Origin of the sequence: Photobacterium proteolyticum, assembly GCF_001939735.1 — a bacterium.
Classification (GTDB): Bacteria; Pseudomonadota; Gammaproteobacteria; order Enterobacterales; family Vibrionaceae; genus Photobacterium; species Photobacterium proteolyticum.
In genome coordinates, this window is sequence record NZ_MJIL01000092.1 from 205,394 (window position 1) to 222,444 (window position 17,051).

The window sequence follows — 17,051 nt, forward strand, 5'->3', positions numbered from 1 at the left end:
TAACGTGTGAAATCTCTCGTCTTTCTTTTTCTAGGGGGCATCTATGTCTGTAAATGAAATACGTAACGTAGGATTTATTGGTCAAAGCGGGGTTGGGAAAACGACGTTAATCGAGCGTCTATTGTATGAGTCTCGGTCTTCCACGCACTTGGGGACAGTCAAAGACGGAGACACGATAACCGATTTTGATCCCCAATCTATTCAGTATCAGCACAGCATCGAAGCCACGCCTGTGGCACTTACCTGGCAAAAACACCGAATGAACATCCTCGACACGCCGGGGCTACCAGAACTGCTAGGCCGAAGTTTGAGTGTGTTTCCTGCCGTTGAGGCGACTGCCTTGGTACTTGATGCAAACACGACTTTAAATCAGGTGTCGGAGCGGCTATTTGCTTTTGCGCAAGAGCAGCAAAAATGCCAGATGATCATCATCAACAAGCTCGACTTGAACTCACATTTGATAGGTGAGCTCATATCTGAAGTTGCTGCCCATTTCGGCAGTAATTGTCTACCGATTAACTTACCGTCGGCAGATGGGAAGAAGGTAATCGACTGCTACTATGCGCCTAAATACGATGAGCCTGTATTGTTTGATAGCGTAACGGATGTGCATGAGCGGCTTATCGATCAGGTGATTGAAGTTGACGAAGCCTTGATGGAGTTATATCTCGAGCAAGGCTCAGAACTATCACCACAACAGCTGCATGACCCATTTGAGGAAGCTTTGCGTACCGGGCATGTTATTCCTGTCTGTTTTGTTTCTGCCGAGACCGGGGCGGGTGTCGAGCTGTTGTTGAGAACGTTGGCCGAAATCATGCCGATGCCGGATGAAGGTAATCCACCTCTGCTGGAGAAAAAAGGCAAACAAGTCAAAGTTGACTGTGATCAGCTGGATCACAGTGTGGCCCATGTCTACAAGGTGAGTGTCGACCCGTACCTAGGCAAACTTGCCTATATTCGTGTTTTCCAGGGGGAGATAAACGCAGGCAGCCAGCTGTATGTTGGCGAGAGCAATAAGGCATTCAAGGTTGGCCACCTCTATCAGCTACAGGGTAAAAAACGGATTGAAATTTCCAGTGCGAAAGCGGGGGATTTCTGTGTGTTGGCAAAAGTTGATGACCTCTATTTTGACTCTGTTATTCATGACTCTCATGATGAAGACAACATCAGGATGCGGACCTTGAGTTTCCCTGAACCTATGTATAGCCAGGCGATTAGGCCGACAAAACGGGGGGATGAACAAAAGCTCTCTGAAGTGCTGAACAAAATAGTGGCGGAAGACCCGACGCTTCGGCTCGAGCATCGCACTCGCACCAATGAAACCTTACTCAGTGGGCAGGGTGAGTTCCACCTGAAAATTGCTCTCGAGAAGATGGAATCTTTGTATAAATTGCCAGTCTCAGCTGCCCAACCAAGTATCGAATACTACGAAACGATCACACAGCCTGCGGAAGGGCATTACCGCCATAAAAAGCAGAGTGGTGGTGCCGGGCAGTTTGGTGAGGTTCAGCTCAAGGTTCGTCCGTTAGAGCCAGAATCAGGCTTTGTGTTCGTTAATAAAGTTGTTGGTGGCGCTATTCCGACAGCCCTGATCCCTGCGGTCGAAAAGGGTATTCGGCAGGCCGTTGACGAAGGGGCTATATCCGGTAACCCAATTCGGGATATTGAGGTGACCGTCTACGACGGTAAATATCACTCGGTGGATTCGAAGGAAATCGCCTTTGTGATTGCGGGAAAGAAAGCCTTCCTGGATGCTGTCAACAAAGCCAGCCCTATCGTGCTGGAGCCGATTGTCGAGTTGTCTTTGGTTGTGCCGACTCTGGCGGTTGGTGACGTTACCGGGGATCTTGCGGGTAACCGGGGAGTGATTATCGGTACAAATGCTGCCCCGAATAATCAGACAACGCTGGACGCCAAGGCACCGCTTAATGAACTACAGGATTACTCTCAGCGGCTTCGGGCCATTACAGGAGGTGAAGGTAGTTTTAGTATGACACTGAGCCATTATGAACCGGCACCGATGAATGTTCAAAAGCGGGTTTGTGGTGAGAGTTTAGCGAGCTGAATATCCTTATCTCGTTAGTAAGCCCGATTTAAGATAATAAGTCCGGCAGCCTTTAAGGTTGCCGGACATTTTTCTCTCGCATAACATATTTTCCATATATTGATAATCATGCATGTCGTGAATTAATTTGTTATTTATCAATAATATAGATTAATTCTTGTTGTGAGCATGGTTCCATTAATTGATCGTATTATTACTTTTTTTGCGTATGTAAATAATCAAACAGTTATATATCGATTCAGGTACAAATTGGGTCTTTCTGCCGATAAAATCGTGATGTAGTGCGCAAGTGGAATAAATGAGTTGATGATGACTTATTCTTTTTCTGATTGCTTCCTATAATTGATTGTTTTCCTCAATAGATTGCCTTTCCTATTTCCCTCCTCCAAAGCCGTAACACGAGTAAATTGGTTATAACTAAGTGTGATACGTATCTGTCATGCATTGGTATTAACAATGTTAATGTCTGTCTCGCTTTAAATTGCAAATAAGAACAACAACTTAACTACGCAAATGTTATATGAAGGAAAATATAATGAAAGCAAGACAGTTTTATCGTTCGGCTATTTCTGCGGCTGTAATGGCGGCAATTTCTTTACCTGTTCTAGCAGCGAATGACAGTGTCCCACCTGTTCCATTTGAAGAATTAACCACGGTCAAAGGGACAATCATTGAGCCAGTAATAAAAGAGCAACGCACTCGTTCGAAGAGAAGCCTCAGTGATGCTGCAGGCCAACTTGATGGTGACTGGTTTAACTTAGATCCGGAAATGAATGGTATTGAAGGTTCGAGTGTTGACCGTGTTTACGACACGATTTCTCTAACGCCGAGTGACACTCCGGTTGTGGTCGCCGTGATTGACTCAGGGGTTGATGTTCATCATGAGGATCTTCAGGGAAAAATTTGGGAAAACCCACGTGAGATCCCGAACAATGGTTTTGACGATGACTTCAACGGTTATGTTGATGATGTTTATGGGTGGAACTTCATAGGCGGGCGAGATGGCTCTCATGTTGCCTACGATACGCTTGCAGTGACCCGAGAATACAAACGTTACCAAGCCTATAAAGATTATGGTGTTTGGTTAACGCCTGACGAGAAAGCCTATTATGCAGGTGTCGAGAAGGAATACCTGGCTGAGTCTGAAGCGGCAAACAGTAAGTATCAGGCTTTCAAGGCGATGTATGACGAAGCTCAGGCAAGTAAAGTCGTGTTGCAGAACAAACATGGACAGACTGATTTCTCATTGGCGGCCATTGAGCAAATTAGTAGTGATGATCCTGATGTAACGAAAGCTGCAGGCTTCCTGGTACAGACACTGTCTACATGGCGCTCCTTCGATTATATGGATTCCATGTTGGAGCGCTACAGTTCAGCGGTTGATTATCACTACAACCTGGATTATGACCCTCGTGCAGAGATAGTCAAAGATCAGCCCTATAATCCTTGGCAGTTCCGATACGGTAATAATGATGTCATTGGCCCTGATGCGTCACACGGTACGCATGTAGCTGGGATCATAGCCGCTGATCGCTATAACCAGTTGGGTGTACGCGGAGTGGCAAACAACGTGAAGATCATGGCTTTGCGGGTTGTGGCCAATGGTGATGAACGTGATAAGGATGTTGCCAATGCGGTGCGTTATGCGGTCGATAATGGCGCGAAAATTATCAATATGAGCTTTGGTAAGGCATATTCACCGTATAAAGATGTTGTAGATGAGGCTTTCCGCTACGCGTCACGCCGCGGTGTATTGTTGGTTCACTCTGCAGGGAACAGCCACACCGATAACGATATCAAACCGAGCTATCCGAACCGTTTCCCTCTCTACTACCCGGGACACCGAATAAGTACCTGGCTAGATATCGGTGCGTCGGGAAATTACAAAGATCAGAGACTGGCGACGAGCTTTACCAATTTTGGTAAAGACAGTGTCGATGTATTTGCCCCTGGCTATAAGATCATGTCTACCACACCAGGTAACAATTATCAGGCCTTTAGCGGAACCAGCATGGCCTCACCGGTTGTATCAGGCGTTGCAGCGCTTGCGCTGACTTACTTCCCGGATCTGAAAGGTCGTCAGTTGAAGAAAGCCATTCTAGAAACGGTAAGAACTTACGAGGGTCACATGGTTAAGAATCCGGCCACACCGGAAGTGATGGTGCCGTTCTCAGAGCTATCGGCTACCGGCGGTGTTGTTGATGCCTACCATCTGCTGCAACACTTGCAGGAAAAACAGCAGTAATTTCACTCTGGTTTTAATGGCTTATAGCGGGTAGGGGGATCCTTACCCGCTTACGTAAACAATGTAAATTGAATGCCAATGAAAACAATTATCAATTAAATTAAGCCGCATAACATTTTGTGACTGTTAGTTGTTTTCTATCATGCTGCTAAAAAATAAAGCGGTTCAGCTTTGGGCGCGTCGCCTCCATATCTATATTTCGATGGCTCTGTTGCTTATCGTGCTGTTCTTCTCGGTAACGGGTATTACGCTAAATCGGCCCGAGCTATTTGTGAAGAGCCAACCTGCAGTCGAAGAACTTACCTTGTTGCTACCTGATTCGTTATTGCAGTCAGGGAAAGTCCCTTTTGTGCCGAGCGAGCGGAGGTTACTTACCTACTTGCAACAGCATGCTGATATGTCGGGTACACCTTCTGCGATGGAGGTCTTTACCGATGGTGAGGAGGGTGAGCTGCTAGAGGGTGAAATTTCACTTGATTACAAAGGACCGGGCTTTAATGCCACCGTTTTTGTCGATTTAATAACCAAAGAAGCGGTGATCGAAAAATCACATTATGGTGTTGTTGCTGTTCTTAATGACCTCCATAAAGGGCGTAACAGTGGCGAAGTATGGAAGTGGTTTATTGATATTACTGCTTTGTTGATGGTGCTCTTTGTGTTGACGGGGGTTTGCCTGTTGTTGCCAAAGAAAAAGACCTTGGCAACATCGCTCAAATGGACGGCACTGGGCACATTGGTTTCTTTGTTGGTTTTCTTTTTGGCTGTTCCTTAAGGCCAGCAGCTAAGTATTAAAAGGATTTCCCATGACCTTTATTTCCAAGCCGCTTATAGCGCTTTCTGTTGCGCTGCCGCTGGCTTTCTCTGCCCACGCGAAACCTATTCCTGATAGTGCTTCGATGGATATTCAATTTGAATTACCAGTAATAAATACTTCGATGTATGCCCGGCCATATGTGGCGGTGTGGATTGAAGATCAACAGCGAAAACCTGTCCGAACAGTTCAGCTTTGGATTGGTAAAGATGAGTGGCTTAAAGATCTTCGCAGTTGGTGGCGAAAGGTCGGCCGTTATGACCGTGAGTTAGTCGATGCTGTGACTTCGGCAACTCGGCCAGCAGGTGAGTACCGATTCGTTTGGGATGGTTTGGATGATGCCGGTAACCGGGTAGAGCAGGGGACATATACCTTCTATACCGAAGTAGTTCGTGAGCACGGAGGTCGAAATTATATTCGTCAGAAAATACAGCTCGGTGAATCAGGTTTTACTCATCAGCTAGCGCCGACCGAAGAGACAGGCACTATCACTCTACATTACAGCGTCAACGATTAGTTATCTGCCCGATAAATGAGTTCGATTTTCCATTTGTTTAGTTTCTCGTTAGTTAAGAGCATCAAAAATGATCAAGAGTAAAAAAATTAAAGCGCTCTCTGTAGCGTGTGCTGTTGTTGCCGGCATGGCTGTTACGGCAACAGCCAATGCCCACCCGCGTTGGATAGTGCCGTCTCACTTTACCGTATCAAAAGAGGGCGGTGATTGGTTAACCTTTGATGTGACAGCGTCACACGGGACCTTTGTGTTCGACAAACCGGCAGGTAGTGAAACCGGCCAAATCATTATGCCGGATGGCCGTATTCAGTACCCTTCTTATGTCACCAAGGGCAAACGACGCTCGATTTTTGACTTCTATTTTGAAGAAGAAGGTACGCACAAAGTACGCGTTAATAACGTTCCATCTTACTACACGAAATATAAAGCAGGTCGGCGCGACACGGTTAAGTGGATGAAGGCTCATAAGGCCGAGCGTGCCCAGGTTCTGCCGGAGAAAGCCCGTGATGTCATCACTCAAGTTAGTTATACCCGCGCAGAAACCTATGTCACTGTCGGCAAGCCGACGACCAAAGCATTTGAGCTGGAGGGAAAATATCTGGAACTTGTGCCGGTGACGCACCCATCAGATATCGTTGAGGGCGAAGAAGTGGCGTTTCAGTTCTTCTATAACGGTGAGCCACAGCAGGGTGTAACTGCCGAGATCACTCGTGAAGGGACGCTGTACCGCAACCATCAGGAGCAAATTGATGTCGTCAGTGACAAGCAGGGGATGGTGACGTTTACTCCTGACACGGCAGGTCGCTGGTTGATGAAAGCGAACTACAAAGGTGAGCTGACTGATAACCCGCTGGCCGATATTTCGAGCGTCAATGTGCACCTGACATTTGAAGCGGTTCTTCAGTAATTTAATAGCCTGTGAATGCAGGCTATTCATTTCTTTCTTATTTAAGCTGTTGAGATTAATAATGAAATTAATTACGAAAAAGCGTGCTAGTTTGCTTGCTCTCTCTCTATCTGGTCTCTTTTCCGTGTCGGCACACGCGCATTTTCCTCTCATGAGCTGTTGGCTTGAAACTGACAAGGTAGTTTGCCAAGCAGGATACAGCGACGGTAGCGCAGCGGTTGATTATAACGTCGATATGTTCGACTACGATGACAACCTGATTGCCAAGGTATCAACAGACAAGCGGTCAATTGCTGAGTTTGAGCTGCCTGGCACTGACTTCTATCTGGTTTTTGATGCAGGGCATGAAAATCCAGTTGAGGTCGATGTTGTCGAGATTTCAGAAAAATGATCTGCGAATCAGTCAGTGCCGATGATGGCGGCCGTGAAGGGAAGTGGGTTGCATTGTCGATTGCAGTCATACTTCTGATAGCAACAATCTTGCTTCCATACCATCAGACATCAACTGAGCAACTAGCGCTGGCCTCTCATCAAATATCAATTCAAGAGCTTGAGCCTCAGGAGTTGGCGATGATAGCCGATTTGCGCCTGGCTCACGAAGAAATACGTAATATTCGCCAGGATAGCCTTGAACTTGATGGTGTTGATAGCTGGCCATCCATCAGCGAGTTAGAAGATCAGTGGCTGGCACCATTTGTAAAGGACAAGAGCTGGCAGCACAAAGGCCAGCATCGGTGGCTGAATAACGACTCCGGTGCCTACCTGGGTATTCGTCAGCAACAGCAAGGCTCGGCTTCTGTTGTTCTTTATTCTTTGCAGGCATTGCCTGATGTTTGGTTGGATTTTGGCGAAACAGCACGCTCTGTTTCCATTGAAGGCCTGACAGATCCCGCTGCGCTTATAGATGCCGGCTGGAAACAGGTTGTCTTTACTGCCCAAGAAGAAAATCATCCTCATTAACAGGCTCACTTTGCCAATCCTGCGGCAATTGCGAGTGGTATCCGCTATGAAACAGCTAGTAACAAGCAATATAAAAAGTCATATGCAAAACCAGATAGTAAATATGATTAAAAAACAAAATAGTAAGCTCATACTAAAAGCAGTGTCAGCCGTATTGCTGTTGGTAGGAGCAACCTGGGCTCAGGCAGCAGAAAAACTCACCATAGGTATTACTCTCCAGCCTTACTATAGCTACGTAAAGGCGGTTGTTGGCGATAAGGTTGATGTGCTGCCGCTGGTTGATGCCGGTTTTAATCCGCATAACTATCAGCCCCAGCCGAACGATCTTCGTCGCCTGAAACAAATGGACGTGATTGTGGTCAATGGCATTGGCCATGATGACTTTGCCTTGAAGGTTATTCAGGCGGCAAACCGTGATGATTTGCTGGTAATAGAAGCGAACAAAGATGTGCCATTACTACCTGCTATCGGCCAGTCGGTAGGGGATGGTGCGGTGAATCCCCATACTTTTGTTGGCTTGTCGACGACTATCCAGAAGGTGTACACCATCGCCAACGAGATGGCGAAGATAGATCCGGAGAATGCTCGCTATTATCGCAGCAATGCCCGTCGTTACGCGACCAAGTTCCGGAAGTACAAACATGAAGCCATGACCACGCTGGGTGACTTGGATACCAGCGGCATGGTGGTTGCGACTACGCATAATGCCTATGGCTATCTGCTACAGGAATTTGGCATTGATGTTGCCGCGGTTATCGAGCCTGCTCATGGTGTCGAACCGAGTGCCAGCCAACTTCAGGAAACAATCGAAAAGATCCGTCAGTCAGAGATTGATGTGCTTTTCTATGAGCTGAATATGCCAAACCGCTATGTTGATACCATCGAAAAAGCAACGGGTGTTCAGCTTTACCGCTTCTCACATATGACGCATGGCCCGTATAAAGCCGATAAGGTTGAAATTGAGATGAAGGCCAACCTCGACACCTTGGTTGAATCGATGAAGTTTGCAGCCGTTAAGAAAGGTAGCTGATCGTGGGTCCGAGTATTTATTTGAATAATGTCGGCCTGAAATACGGCGACAACACCATATTACATGATATCAACCATTCTTTTGCAGCTGCACAGTGCCACGTTGTGATGGGGCCAAACGGTGGCGGCAAAACATCGCTATTACGCTCAATTCTTGGTTTAACACCGTTTTCGGGTGAGATCCATATTCAGTGGCCTGAAGCCAAGGGGAAACTCGGCTATGTTCCGCAGAAAGCGGTGTTTGAATCCAGCCTGCCTTTAACCGTTATGGACTTTATCTTGCTAAATCAGAGCCGGACTCCTCTGTTCTGGCCGAACTGGCGTAACCGCTCTAAACAGCTGGGCCATGCGTTGGCGCAGTTGGAGCGAGTAGGGATGGCGGCGCGTGCTGATCGTCGTATGGGACAGCTATCGGGGGGCGAACAGCAGCGCGTATTGTTTGCCCAGGCACTGCTTGATAATCCTGAACTGTTGGTGCTTGATGAACCGACCACCGGAATGGATGAACAAGGGGTTCGTTACCTTGAGTCTTTGATTACGGAACTAGTCTCGGAGCAGAAAACCGTTCTGGCTGTTCACCATGACGTCACGGCGGTAAGGCGGCTGGATGCTCACGTTCATGTTGTTAACCGACAGCTTGTTGATAGCGGATCGGTTTCCGAGGTTCTGGTACCCGAAAAAATAGAGCGCCTGTTTAACCATTACACAAGTGCATCGCAAGCAGATTCCCGCGCTTTGGAGAATGTAGCATGATGGACTTTATTCGAAGCTGGGCGCAGTCGGGAGTAGATGCAGGCTGGTTGAGTGAAAGCTTCTCCTACGCCTTCATGGTGAACGCTGTTGTTGCAGCGTTGCTGTTAGGACCACTTCTTGGTGGACTCGGAACTCTGGTGATAGCCAAGCGGTTGGCATTTTTCTCCGAAGCTGTCGGACATGCGGCATTAACCGGTATCGCCTTGGGAGTATTGCTGGGTGAACCGGCAGAGAACCCGATCATCGGTTTGTTCAGCTTCTGCATGATTTTCGCGCTGTTACTTCACTTTGTCCGTAATCGCACCAATGTGCCTTACGATACTCTTGTGGGGGTTTTCCTAGCTTTGGCACTGGCCGTGGGTGCTGCGCTGTTGATGTACGTTGCGCGTAAAATCAACATTCATATGCTGGAAAACGTTCTGTTCGGCTCGATTTTGACCGTAACAGATCAAGATATATTGGTGTTGGCACTCAGCTGCCTGTTAATAGCGCTGGTGCTGATCCCGACATTTAATCGTATTCTGTTAACGTGCATCAGCCCGGATATTGCCCGAGTAAGAGGCTATGCCACTAACTTTTATGATTATTTGTTTGTCATGATGATCACCCTGGTGACGATCGCCTCAGTGAAAATCATTGGTGCGGTTTTAGTAGGTGCGCTACTGCTAATTCCTGGAGCAACGGCGCGCCTGCTTACCAAAAACATGGGGAATTTTGTATTGATGTCGGCGTTTCTTGCCACGGTTAGCTGCCTGGTTGGCACCATTCTACCTATGGAGCTTAAACTGCCAGTACCATCGGGTGCCGCCATTATTATCGTGTCTGCTGTGTTCTTCTTAACTGCCACCTTCTACCGTATTGTACGAAAGGGATGATCAAGTAATGACAACTCAATTCAATAAAACACTAGCCAAGCTGACTTGTGCCGCTTCTTTCGTTGCTGCTGGACTGGTTTCAGCCTCGGTGCAGGCAGAAGATATTCTAACGGCGACACCTGTTACATACATGCTAGCTTCAGAGCTGACAGAAGGGACGGCTATCACAACCAGCTATTTACCCCCCAAGCGATACGGCATCCAGCGACTGCCGAACTGGTTTAACGGAAAAGGTGCAGAGCAAGCAGCCAAGGCAGCACAGGAGGCTAGGGTAGCCGTGACGATGGGAGCAACTTGGCCTCAGGACCCTCTGTATGTTCATGCTCGTCAGGGGAACATAGCGATTATAGAGGTGGATGCATCGCAGGCAATTTCCCCACGAGCACAAGGCGTTGCAGCTTTGCGGTTGGATGATGGTACAACGTCGATTTTTACATGGCTCAACCCTGCCAATCTGAGCCGTATGGCTGCGATTGTAAGCCATGATTTACAACGAGTATGGCCTGAGCAGGCAAAGGTTATCGAAGCTAACCAGCAACGGTTGATGTTGGATGTCCGAAAGATGATAAACCGACAGCAGAATGACTTATTTGAAGCGGAAATTGATTCAGTGATATTGCTCTCCAAAGAGCTTGAAGATTTCGCCTCTGGTAACCAGCTATTCGTTGTCGAGCGATTTACTCAACCTGAGCTGGAATGGAGCGATACGGATAAACAAGCACTTGTTGAGTTACTGACAAACGATGAATCCTTATGGTTGCTGACATCAAAGAAGGTTAGCAAGCTGTTGAAGTCATTGGTACCGAACCCAAGTCGTGTACTGGTTGTTGATAGTGTGGACAGATGGGGGCGAGAAGGGATCAATAAAGAAGCCCCATTGGCACGTTGGCAGCTAGATTTGTAATTCATCATTCTTTATTGGCACTAATTGTGTTCTAATACCGCTCTTACAAAGGGGAAGTGCTTTCCAGAGTGTTGAATCTGTAGATTCAATACCAAGTACTTCCACCTTGAGTTATTCCTAGGAAAATGAAATGGCAAACGGCAAAAAATTTGATTACCGCGTAGTTGAGAAAAGAAATGGCTGGGCGGTTGAGATTATTCGACAGATCACTGCACGTCGTACAACTATCTCTAAACGTGAAACGGGCTTCGCAACCGAAGCAGAAGCGACCGAATGGGCAGAGAAGACATTAGCGGAATTCGTTCAGAATCAAATTGAACGTAACAAGCGTAAAGCACTTCTGCGCAAAGCGAATGAAGAAAAAGAATCAGAAGAAGTTGAAGATTTAGATTACTAATTTCAATTAAGCTAATTGTTCATCGTTTAAGAGCCTTATGTATAAACATAAGGCTTTTTTATTATCATATACACAGATAAAACGAGTATGTTGAGACAATTTGGGTGTTTTTGGTGCTAATTCATTGTTTTAGTTCGCATAAGGTGCACGAACCACTTTCAGTACACTTAAATCATGATACGATCTGCCTTTAAAACTAGACAATCGTTAGGGATTTAAGTATCTTCGGCGGTAGCGTATCTACTTTTTGAGTATTAATTGTCTAGAGGACTCCTAACTCCACTCTTGTGTATCCCAGCAACATGAGTATAGATTTGGGTTGTTTTGATATCCGAATGTCCGAGTAATTCCTGAATATTTCTAAGATCTGTCCCTTTTTCAAGTAACCGGGTAGCAAAAGAGTGCCTAAACGTGTGGCAACCTGCTTTTTTGATAATCTTAGCCTTATGAATTGCTCTCATGACATGTTTTTGAACCGTACGGTCTGTAATGTGATGACGCATCATCTTTCCAGAGCGCGGATCAACAGTTAATTTAGAAGCAGGAAAAAGATACTGCCAACCATAACCTCTAGCTTGTGTCGGAAATTTAAGAGCTAGTGCGTAGGGCATGTAGACTTCGCCGAACCCCTTATCCAAATCTCTGTCATGCAGAACTTTGACTAAGTCCAATTGCTGTTTAATTGATCTGACAAGCATACTAGGAAGTAACGTTTTTCTGTCTCTGTTTCCTTTCCCATTTCGAACTGTTATAGAATGCGTTTCCAGATCGATATCGGCAGCACGTAGTCTGAGTGTTTCATTGATCCGTAGTCCGCTACCGTACATAAGTTGCGCGACTAATTTGGCTGGTTCGGCTAGCTCATTAATTACGGTGATTGCTTCGTGGTGGGTGAATACTTCAGGGATTTTGGGACCCTTCTTCGACCTTTTGTATTTCAATGAGTCAGTATTTTGCTTCAGCAATTCTCGGCAAAGAAAAACAACCGCATTGAGGGCTGTTTTCTGCGTATTGGGGGAGACATTTTTTTCAATTACTAAATACTCAAGAAAGCGGCTGATATCAGTAGAAGAGATGTCTTGCCGAGATTGGTAACCACAAAAGTTAATATACCGCTTAATCCAATGTACGTATGTTTTCTCTGTCGAATATGACAGTCCACGTACCCGAATGAATGATGTTAGCTCTGTGATAAAGTTACTATTAATTGCTGATAAAGGCTGAGGAATGTCTTTCATCTGACTGGTTATCCATACAGTTGTTTTGGTTTAGGCTAGACAACATATTTCCTCTGTTCAATATCTTCAGAAACAAATTCGGTGATTTTGATTACCAATCACATTGAGGTGAAAAACACTTATACATCAGTTGCATGTGAGGTTACCTCACAGGCAGGATATACGAACTCAAGTCGGTATATCCGAGGTTAGTTTTGTGAATTTGAAATATGAGTGGTTGTTTTATTAGGAGTTGTGTTCGTGAAGAGGTGTCAGAGATTACGAAAAGAATATGTGAATGGAATTAGCGAACAGGTTTCGTAGAATATAATGTTAGGCTCGTATAAGTAGGGATATAACAGCGAGATAAAAGGGATGAAAATGAAATCTATAGCACTTTTAGTATTTGTATTAGTTACTGTATCAGGTTGCTCTTCTATTCGAGGCTTAACTACACCTGATGATGATAACCTGCTAAGTGGTGCAGGTTCAATTATACATGCTACTAATGACGATGGTTCTAATTCAAAAAACTTCGAATCAATTGATTTAGATGAACTTCTTAAAGAGTATGGACTAGATAATCCGACTTCTGTTGCTTCAGCCTATAAAAATCGGCTAGGTGTTGATTATACGTACCTAAGGAATGACTTACAGGAGAGAATAATTTCTGCTTCAAATCAACGTTGTGCGGCGTATATAAGAACAATTACATCGTCAAAATCACAAAGCCAAACAGCTTGGACTAGTTTGTCATTGCTATTATCAGGTGCTGCATCTGTTATAACTCATAGTCCAACATCTCAAGCATTTGCCGCCGGAAGTACAGTTTCTACAGGTATCCTTAGTAGTTATAATGAAGCATATTTCAACAATTTAACACTAAATGTTGTAAGTGCGGGAATTTCAAAAAAAAGAGAAAGTATACTGGCACACATTAGCTCAAATAAGTCACTTAGCTTGAATGAATACTCCGTTAATGCGGCTATATCAGATGCTATCAATTATCATGCAGCATGCAATATCATTTCTGGTATGGAAACCGCTGCAAAAGTCACTCAAGATGCAAAAGTGGACGAAATAAGTACTAATGTTCGTTTCCCGTAAAATCTACAAGCCTAACAAAGGCATCAAGGTGACTTGTTACACTCGGCAGTTTTGGTTTGGAGTTTAGCGGGCTTGGTAAGTTCATCGTGGCGCACCTTATGCCCGGCGTTATGTGTAGGAGAAAGTATGCTCATTAATATTAGAGTACCACTGTTAATATGCTGTTTTTTCTCAATTGGAATAAATGGTTGCTCTGAGCCTTTTGACATTGAGAAAGCAAATCAACCTATAATCGATGATATAAAAAATTCGTCATATGACTTAAGTAATTTGCCAGCAAATCTTGAAGATTGGCTAGTTGAATATCTAAATGAGCAGTGCAATGGAGAAAATTTGTTCTCTAAACAAATGCAATGCCAAGGAAAGATAAGTCTAAGTTCGCTTAGATATGTTGGTGAGTTCGTAGAGTACTCAAAGCCAATAAGGTACTGGAGCTTTCCTTGTGATAATAAGCAAGGTTGCTGGGTTATCGTACAGCCATTTCAGGATAGTTACATAACGGATATTCGACTTGAAGCTCCAAGGCGAAATTAACACATAACAAGGCAATCAAGGTGACCCGTTACACTCGGCGGTTTTGGTTTGAAGTTCGGTGCGCTTTGTAGGTTCAGTGCGGGGCACCTTATTGCAGGCGTTATGGCGTTGGTGAGTACAAGGAACGTGGTGATCGTTTTATTGCTCGCCGGGTCGTTCTTAGTCGCTAGATAACCGAAGTTTTCCAGCCCTGTTATGGTTCTGGATGTCCTCAATGAAAATAGACATTGTAGGCTCTGTACGCAATACGCCCGATTGTCGTTTTGAGGTGGCTGTTTCTACCAAACCAATAGTATCTGCACTTGTTTTTGCCCTTCTTTCACTTACATTGGGTCGAGGCTTAGCAGCTAGCAAGCAGTAGTTTTCCAATCCTGTTATGGCGCTGGATGTTTGCAATGAAAATAGGCATCGTTGGTTCCAGTCCGCAGCACGCTCGATTGTCGTTTAGTACTCACTACCTTTCTTCCTTAATCACCGATTCACACTGATAGAAGAGAGTAGTCCGTTCTTCTCCGAATAAATCCTGCTCAAATCCCCATCAAAAGGCTTAGGTTTTAGTTATAGCTAACTGAAATTAATCACAAAAACTGCGATCCCTCAACTTCCTGTTTACTCAGTGATGTATGATGCCTGAATCATATGGCAGGCAAATGATCCTGTTCGGCGGTAGCGTGCATGGAAGTTTAGTCGGTTACTTTGATCTCGCCATAACAAAGGTATCAAGGTGACGCGTTTGACTCGGCGGTTTTGGTTCGGAGTACAGTGGGTTTGGCGAGTTAACCGTGGCGCACCTTATCCCAGGCGTTATGTTCTCAAGGAAAATTTATATATGAAAAAATTAATGATAGTGATTATGTTGTTCTTACCATCCTTGGTGTTTGCATCAGATTATGATCAAATTTCTAAGCAATTATTTTCAAAGATTAAAACTGGAGAGTATGAGGAAGCTATGAACTCCCTATACGATACCAACCCATGGGTGTCGAAGAACTCTGATCAAGTGATAAATATAAAAGCACAATTATCTAGTCTTGATGGTTTAGTAGGTAAGTACCTTTTTCACGAACTGATTTCAGAAGAAAAAGTAGGTACACATTTTGTGCATCTCATTTACATGGTGGGGTATGAACGGCAACCACTTCGTTTTGAGTTACAACTATATAAAGTTGGCTCGACTTGGCGTTTTCAGAGCTTCTCTTTTGATGCAGACTTGCAAGAAGATATAGGAAAACTAGCTAATATGAAGCTGGTTGATTGAACCTAACAAAGGTATCAAGGTGACGCGTTTGACTCGGCGGTTTTGGTTCGGAGTACGGTGGGTTTGGCGAGTTCACCGTGGCGCACCTTATCCCAGGCGTTAGGGCTCAAAGGAAATTTTATGCGTAAATTAATATTATTCGTTTTTATATATAGTCTATTTGGGTGCAGTGAGTCAGACAATGAAAAACTTTACGAAATTGGAGAGTTACAAAGCCACGCTATTGAGAACTTGATTAAGTTTCACCCTGAGTTGGAGAAGCAGGATTTATTGGTTATGAGAATTAATCGCGTTATTAATTTACAAACACATCCCCATGAACCTGACGAATACCTGTTAGTTTCAATTTATGACACTAAAAATCTCATGAGCGTGAAGAATTCTGAATGGTCTTCTTTAATTAAAGAGTTCGGAGAAGACTTAAAGGGCGTTAATGAGTACAAGGTTAGGTACCGTGTTAGAAACCCCAAAAAACTGGATTTAAATGGTGATTTTGATGGTTTTTCAACAACGACCTTACCTCTGTTCGGGGTGCTTAGAGAGCAGTTAGAGAACAAGATTGACTCTAACAAGTAATTTAATAAAGCCAGTAGTTTAGTATATGAATTCGACAGCCCTAACAAAGCAATCAAGGTGATGCGTTACACTCGGCGGTTTTGGTATGAAGTTCAGTGCGCTTTGTTGGTTCATTGGGGCACACCTTATTGCAGGCGTTATGGCGCAAGTGAGTACAGGTAACGTGGCTGCCGAATTACTGGCCGGTGGGTCGTTCTTAGTCGCTAGTATATTGCAGTTTTCCAGCGCTGTTATGGTGCTGGATGTCTTCAAAGAAAGTAAATATTTTTTGGCTCTGTACGCAACACGTCCGATTGTTGTTCTGAGATGGCTTCTTTCATTTGTCCAATTGGCTTTTGCATTTTTGTCGATTCCCTTCATTTTCGCTGGGTCGAAGCTTAGTAGCTAGCAATCCGTAGTTTTCCAATTCTGTTATGGTGCTGGGTGTTTGCAATGAAAATGAGCAGTGTTGGTTCCAGTCCGCCGCACGCTCGATTAACGTTTAGTACTCGTTGCTTTTTTTCCTTAAGCATCGATTCACACTGATAGAAGAAAGCTGTCCGTTCTTCATCCGAATAAATCCTGCTCAAATTCCCATCAAAAGGCTTAGGTTTCAGTTATAGCCACCTGAAATTAATCACAAAAACTGCGATCCCTCAACTACCTGTTTGATCAGTGATGTATGATGCCTGAATCATATGGCAGGCAAATGATCCTGTTCGGCGGTAGCGTGCATTGAAGTTGAGTAGGTTACTTGGAGCTCGCCATAACAAAGGTATCAAGGTGACGCGTTTGACTCGGCGGTTTTGGTTCGGAGTTCTGTGCGCTTGGTGGGTTAATCGTGGCGCACCTTATCCCAGGCGTTATGGCGTAGGGGCGTACAGGCAACGTGGCGATCGTTTTCTTGCTACTCGGGTCGT

17 protein-coding genes are annotated in these 17,051 nt (G+C 44.9%); 16 read left to right on the forward strand and 1 reads right to left on the reverse strand.

Annotation, left to right across the window (positions count from 1 at the left end; genetic code table 11):
* The first annotated feature begins 43 nt into the window (after positions 1-43).
* From fusA to BIT28_RS22920, 12 genes are all read left to right on the forward strand, one after another.
* Entirely contained in the window at positions 44-2,065 is a 2,022-nt protein-coding gene (fusA, locus tag BIT28_RS22865) for an elongation factor G (protein ID WP_075767249.1), read from the forward strand.
* Positions 2,066-2,600: 535 nt separating this feature from the next.
* Positions 2,601-4,310: a S8 family peptidase gene (locus BIT28_RS22870; RefSeq protein ID WP_075767250.1), complete on the forward strand. Its 1,710-nt coding sequence runs from the start codon at positions 2,601-2,603 to the stop codon at positions 4,308-4,310.
* Positions 4,311-4,452: 142 nt separating this feature from the next.
* The gene (locus BIT28_RS22875; protein WP_075767251.1) at positions 4,453-5,082 is read left to right on the forward strand and encodes a PepSY-associated TM helix domain-containing protein; all 630 of its coding nucleotides are present in this window, start codon (positions 4,453-4,455) and stop codon (positions 5,080-5,082) included.
* Between the two features lie 31 nt (positions 5,083-5,113).
* Positions 5,114-5,638: a DUF2271 domain-containing protein gene (locus BIT28_RS22880; protein WP_075767252.1), complete on the forward strand. Its 525-nt coding sequence runs from the start codon at positions 5,114-5,116 to the stop codon at positions 5,636-5,638.
* A 67-nt stretch (positions 5,639-5,705) separates the two neighbouring features.
* The gene (locus BIT28_RS22885) at positions 5,706-6,542 is read left to right on the forward strand and encodes a DUF4198 domain-containing protein (RefSeq protein ID WP_075767253.1); all 837 of its coding nucleotides are present in this window, start codon (positions 5,706-5,708) and stop codon (positions 6,540-6,542) included.
* Positions 6,543-6,603: 61 nt separating this feature from the next.
* Positions 6,604-6,933, forward strand: a complete 330-nt coding sequence (locus BIT28_RS22890) for a hypothetical protein (RefSeq protein ID WP_075767254.1) — start codon at positions 6,604-6,606, stop codon at positions 6,931-6,933.
* Positions 6,930-7,502, forward strand: a complete 573-nt coding sequence (locus BIT28_RS22895; protein ID WP_075767255.1) for a DUF6162 family protein — start codon at positions 6,930-6,932, stop codon at positions 7,500-7,502. The genes BIT28_RS22890 and BIT28_RS22895 overlap by 4 nt, the downstream gene beginning before the upstream one ends.
* A 103-nt stretch (positions 7,503-7,605) precedes the next feature.
* Positions 7,606-8,532 carry a metal ABC transporter solute-binding protein, Zn/Mn family gene (locus BIT28_RS22900; protein WP_089153713.1) on the forward strand — a complete coding sequence of 309 codons (927 nt, stop codon included), beginning with the start codon at positions 7,606-7,608 and terminating at the stop codon, positions 8,530-8,532.
* Positions 8,532-9,284 (forward strand): metal ABC transporter ATP-binding protein, encoded by a 753-nt coding sequence (locus BIT28_RS22905; RefSeq protein WP_217696660.1) that lies wholly within the window; start codon positions 8,532-8,534, stop codon positions 9,282-9,284. Before BIT28_RS22900 ends, BIT28_RS22905 begins: the two co-directional genes overlap by 1 nt.
* On the forward strand, positions 9,284-10,159 hold the full coding sequence (locus BIT28_RS22910; RefSeq protein WP_075767283.1) for a metal ABC transporter permease: 876 nt from the start codon (positions 9,284-9,286) through the stop codon (positions 10,157-10,159). Before BIT28_RS22905 ends, BIT28_RS22910 begins: the two co-directional genes overlap by 1 nt.
* A gap of 7 nt (positions 10,160-10,166) precedes the next feature.
* Positions 10,167-11,063, forward strand: coding sequence for an ABC transporter substrate-binding protein (locus tag BIT28_RS22915; protein WP_075767257.1), 897 nt, complete (start codon positions 10,167-10,169; stop codon positions 11,061-11,063).
* A 130-nt stretch (positions 11,064-11,193) separates the two neighbouring features.
* The gene (locus BIT28_RS22920; protein ID WP_075767258.1) at positions 11,194-11,460 is read left to right on the forward strand and encodes a DUF3622 domain-containing protein; all 267 of its coding nucleotides are present in this window, start codon (positions 11,194-11,196) and stop codon (positions 11,458-11,460) included.
* 254 nt (positions 11,461-11,714) lie between these two features.
* On the opposite strand, the gene BIT28_RS22925 is transcribed toward BIT28_RS22920, so the two are convergent.
* Positions 11,715-12,698 (reverse strand): integron integrase, encoded by a 984-nt coding sequence (locus BIT28_RS22925; RefSeq protein ID WP_075767259.1) that lies wholly within the window; start codon positions 12,696-12,698, stop codon positions 11,715-11,717.
* Positions 12,699-13,058: 360 nt separating this feature from the next.
* On the opposite strand from BIT28_RS22925, the gene BIT28_RS22930 reads away from it, so the two are divergent.
* The 4 genes from BIT28_RS22930 (at position 13,059) to BIT28_RS29690 (ending at position 16,540) form a co-directional block, all read left to right on the forward strand.
* A complete protein-coding gene (locus BIT28_RS22930; protein ID WP_075767260.1) occupies positions 13,059-13,784 on the forward strand; it encodes a hypothetical protein in 726 nt (241 codons plus the stop codon).
* Positions 13,785-15,147: 1,363 nt separating this feature from the next.
* Complete coding sequence (locus BIT28_RS22940; protein ID WP_075767262.1) at positions 15,148-15,576, forward strand: hypothetical protein; 429 nt, start codon at positions 15,148-15,150, stop codon at positions 15,574-15,576.
* Positions 15,577-15,696: 120 nt separating this feature from the next.
* Positions 15,697-16,152, forward strand: a complete 456-nt coding sequence (locus BIT28_RS22945) for a hypothetical protein (protein ID WP_075767263.1) — start codon at positions 15,697-15,699, stop codon at positions 16,150-16,152.
* A gap of 85 nt (positions 16,153-16,237) precedes the next feature.
* Complete coding sequence (locus BIT28_RS29690; protein ID WP_089153711.1) at positions 16,238-16,540, forward strand: hypothetical protein; 303 nt, start codon at positions 16,238-16,240, stop codon at positions 16,538-16,540.
* Positions 16,541-17,051: the final 511 nt, after the last annotated feature.

What these genes read in the sequence shown, in the direction of transcription:
- BIT28_RS22915 (WP_075767257.1), top strand. Translation starts at nt 10,167, where the DNA reads ATGACAACTCAATTCAATAAAACACTAGCCAAGCTGACTTGTGCCGCT.
- BIT28_RS22940 (WP_075767262.1), top strand. Translation starts at nt 15,148, where the DNA reads ATGAAAAAATTAATGATAGTGATTATGTTGTTCTTACCATCCTTGGTG.
- BIT28_RS22870 (WP_075767250.1), top strand. Translation starts at nt 2,601, where the DNA reads ATGAAAGCAAGACAGTTTTATCGTTCGGCTATTTCTGCGGCTGTAATG.
- BIT28_RS22910 (WP_075767283.1), top strand. Translation starts at nt 9,284, where the DNA reads ATGGACTTTATTCGAAGCTGGGCGCAGTCGGGAGTAGATGCAGGCTGG.
- BIT28_RS22885 (WP_075767253.1), top strand. Translation starts at nt 5,706, where the DNA reads ATGATCAAGAGTAAAAAAATTAAAGCGCTCTCTGTAGCGTGTGCTGTT.
- BIT28_RS22895 (WP_075767255.1), top strand. Translation starts at nt 6,930, where the DNA reads ATGATCTGCGAATCAGTCAGTGCCGATGATGGCGGCCGTGAAGGGAAG.
- BIT28_RS22875 (WP_075767251.1), top strand. Translation starts at nt 4,453, where the DNA reads ATGCTGCTAAAAAATAAAGCGGTTCAGCTTTGGGCGCGTCGCCTCCAT.
- BIT28_RS22880 (WP_075767252.1), top strand. Translation starts at nt 5,114, where the DNA reads ATGACCTTTATTTCCAAGCCGCTTATAGCGCTTTCTGTTGCGCTGCCG.
- BIT28_RS22900 (WP_089153713.1), top strand. Translation starts at nt 7,606, where the DNA reads ATGATTAAAAAACAAAATAGTAAGCTCATACTAAAAGCAGTGTCAGCC.
- BIT28_RS22930 (WP_075767260.1), top strand. Translation starts at nt 13,059, where the DNA reads ATGAAATCTATAGCACTTTTAGTATTTGTATTAGTTACTGTATCAGGT.
- BIT28_RS22945 (WP_075767263.1), top strand. Translation starts at nt 15,697, where the DNA reads ATGCGTAAATTAATATTATTCGTTTTTATATATAGTCTATTTGGGTGC.
- BIT28_RS22890 (WP_075767254.1), top strand. Translation starts at nt 6,604, where the DNA reads ATGAAATTAATTACGAAAAAGCGTGCTAGTTTGCTTGCTCTCTCTCTA.
- BIT28_RS22925 (WP_075767259.1), bottom strand. Translation starts at nt 12,698, where the DNA reads ATGAAAGACATTCCTCAGCCTTTATCAGCAATTAATAGTAACTTTATC.
- BIT28_RS29690 (WP_089153711.1), top strand. Translation starts at nt 16,238, where the DNA reads ATGAAGTTCAGTGCGCTTTGTTGGTTCATTGGGGCACACCTTATTGCA.
- BIT28_RS22920 (WP_075767258.1), top strand. Translation starts at nt 11,194, where the DNA reads ATGGCAAACGGCAAAAAATTTGATTACCGCGTAGTTGAGAAAAGAAAT.
- fusA (WP_075767249.1), top strand. Translation starts at nt 44, where the DNA reads ATGTCTGTAAATGAAATACGTAACGTAGGATTTATTGGTCAAAGCGGG.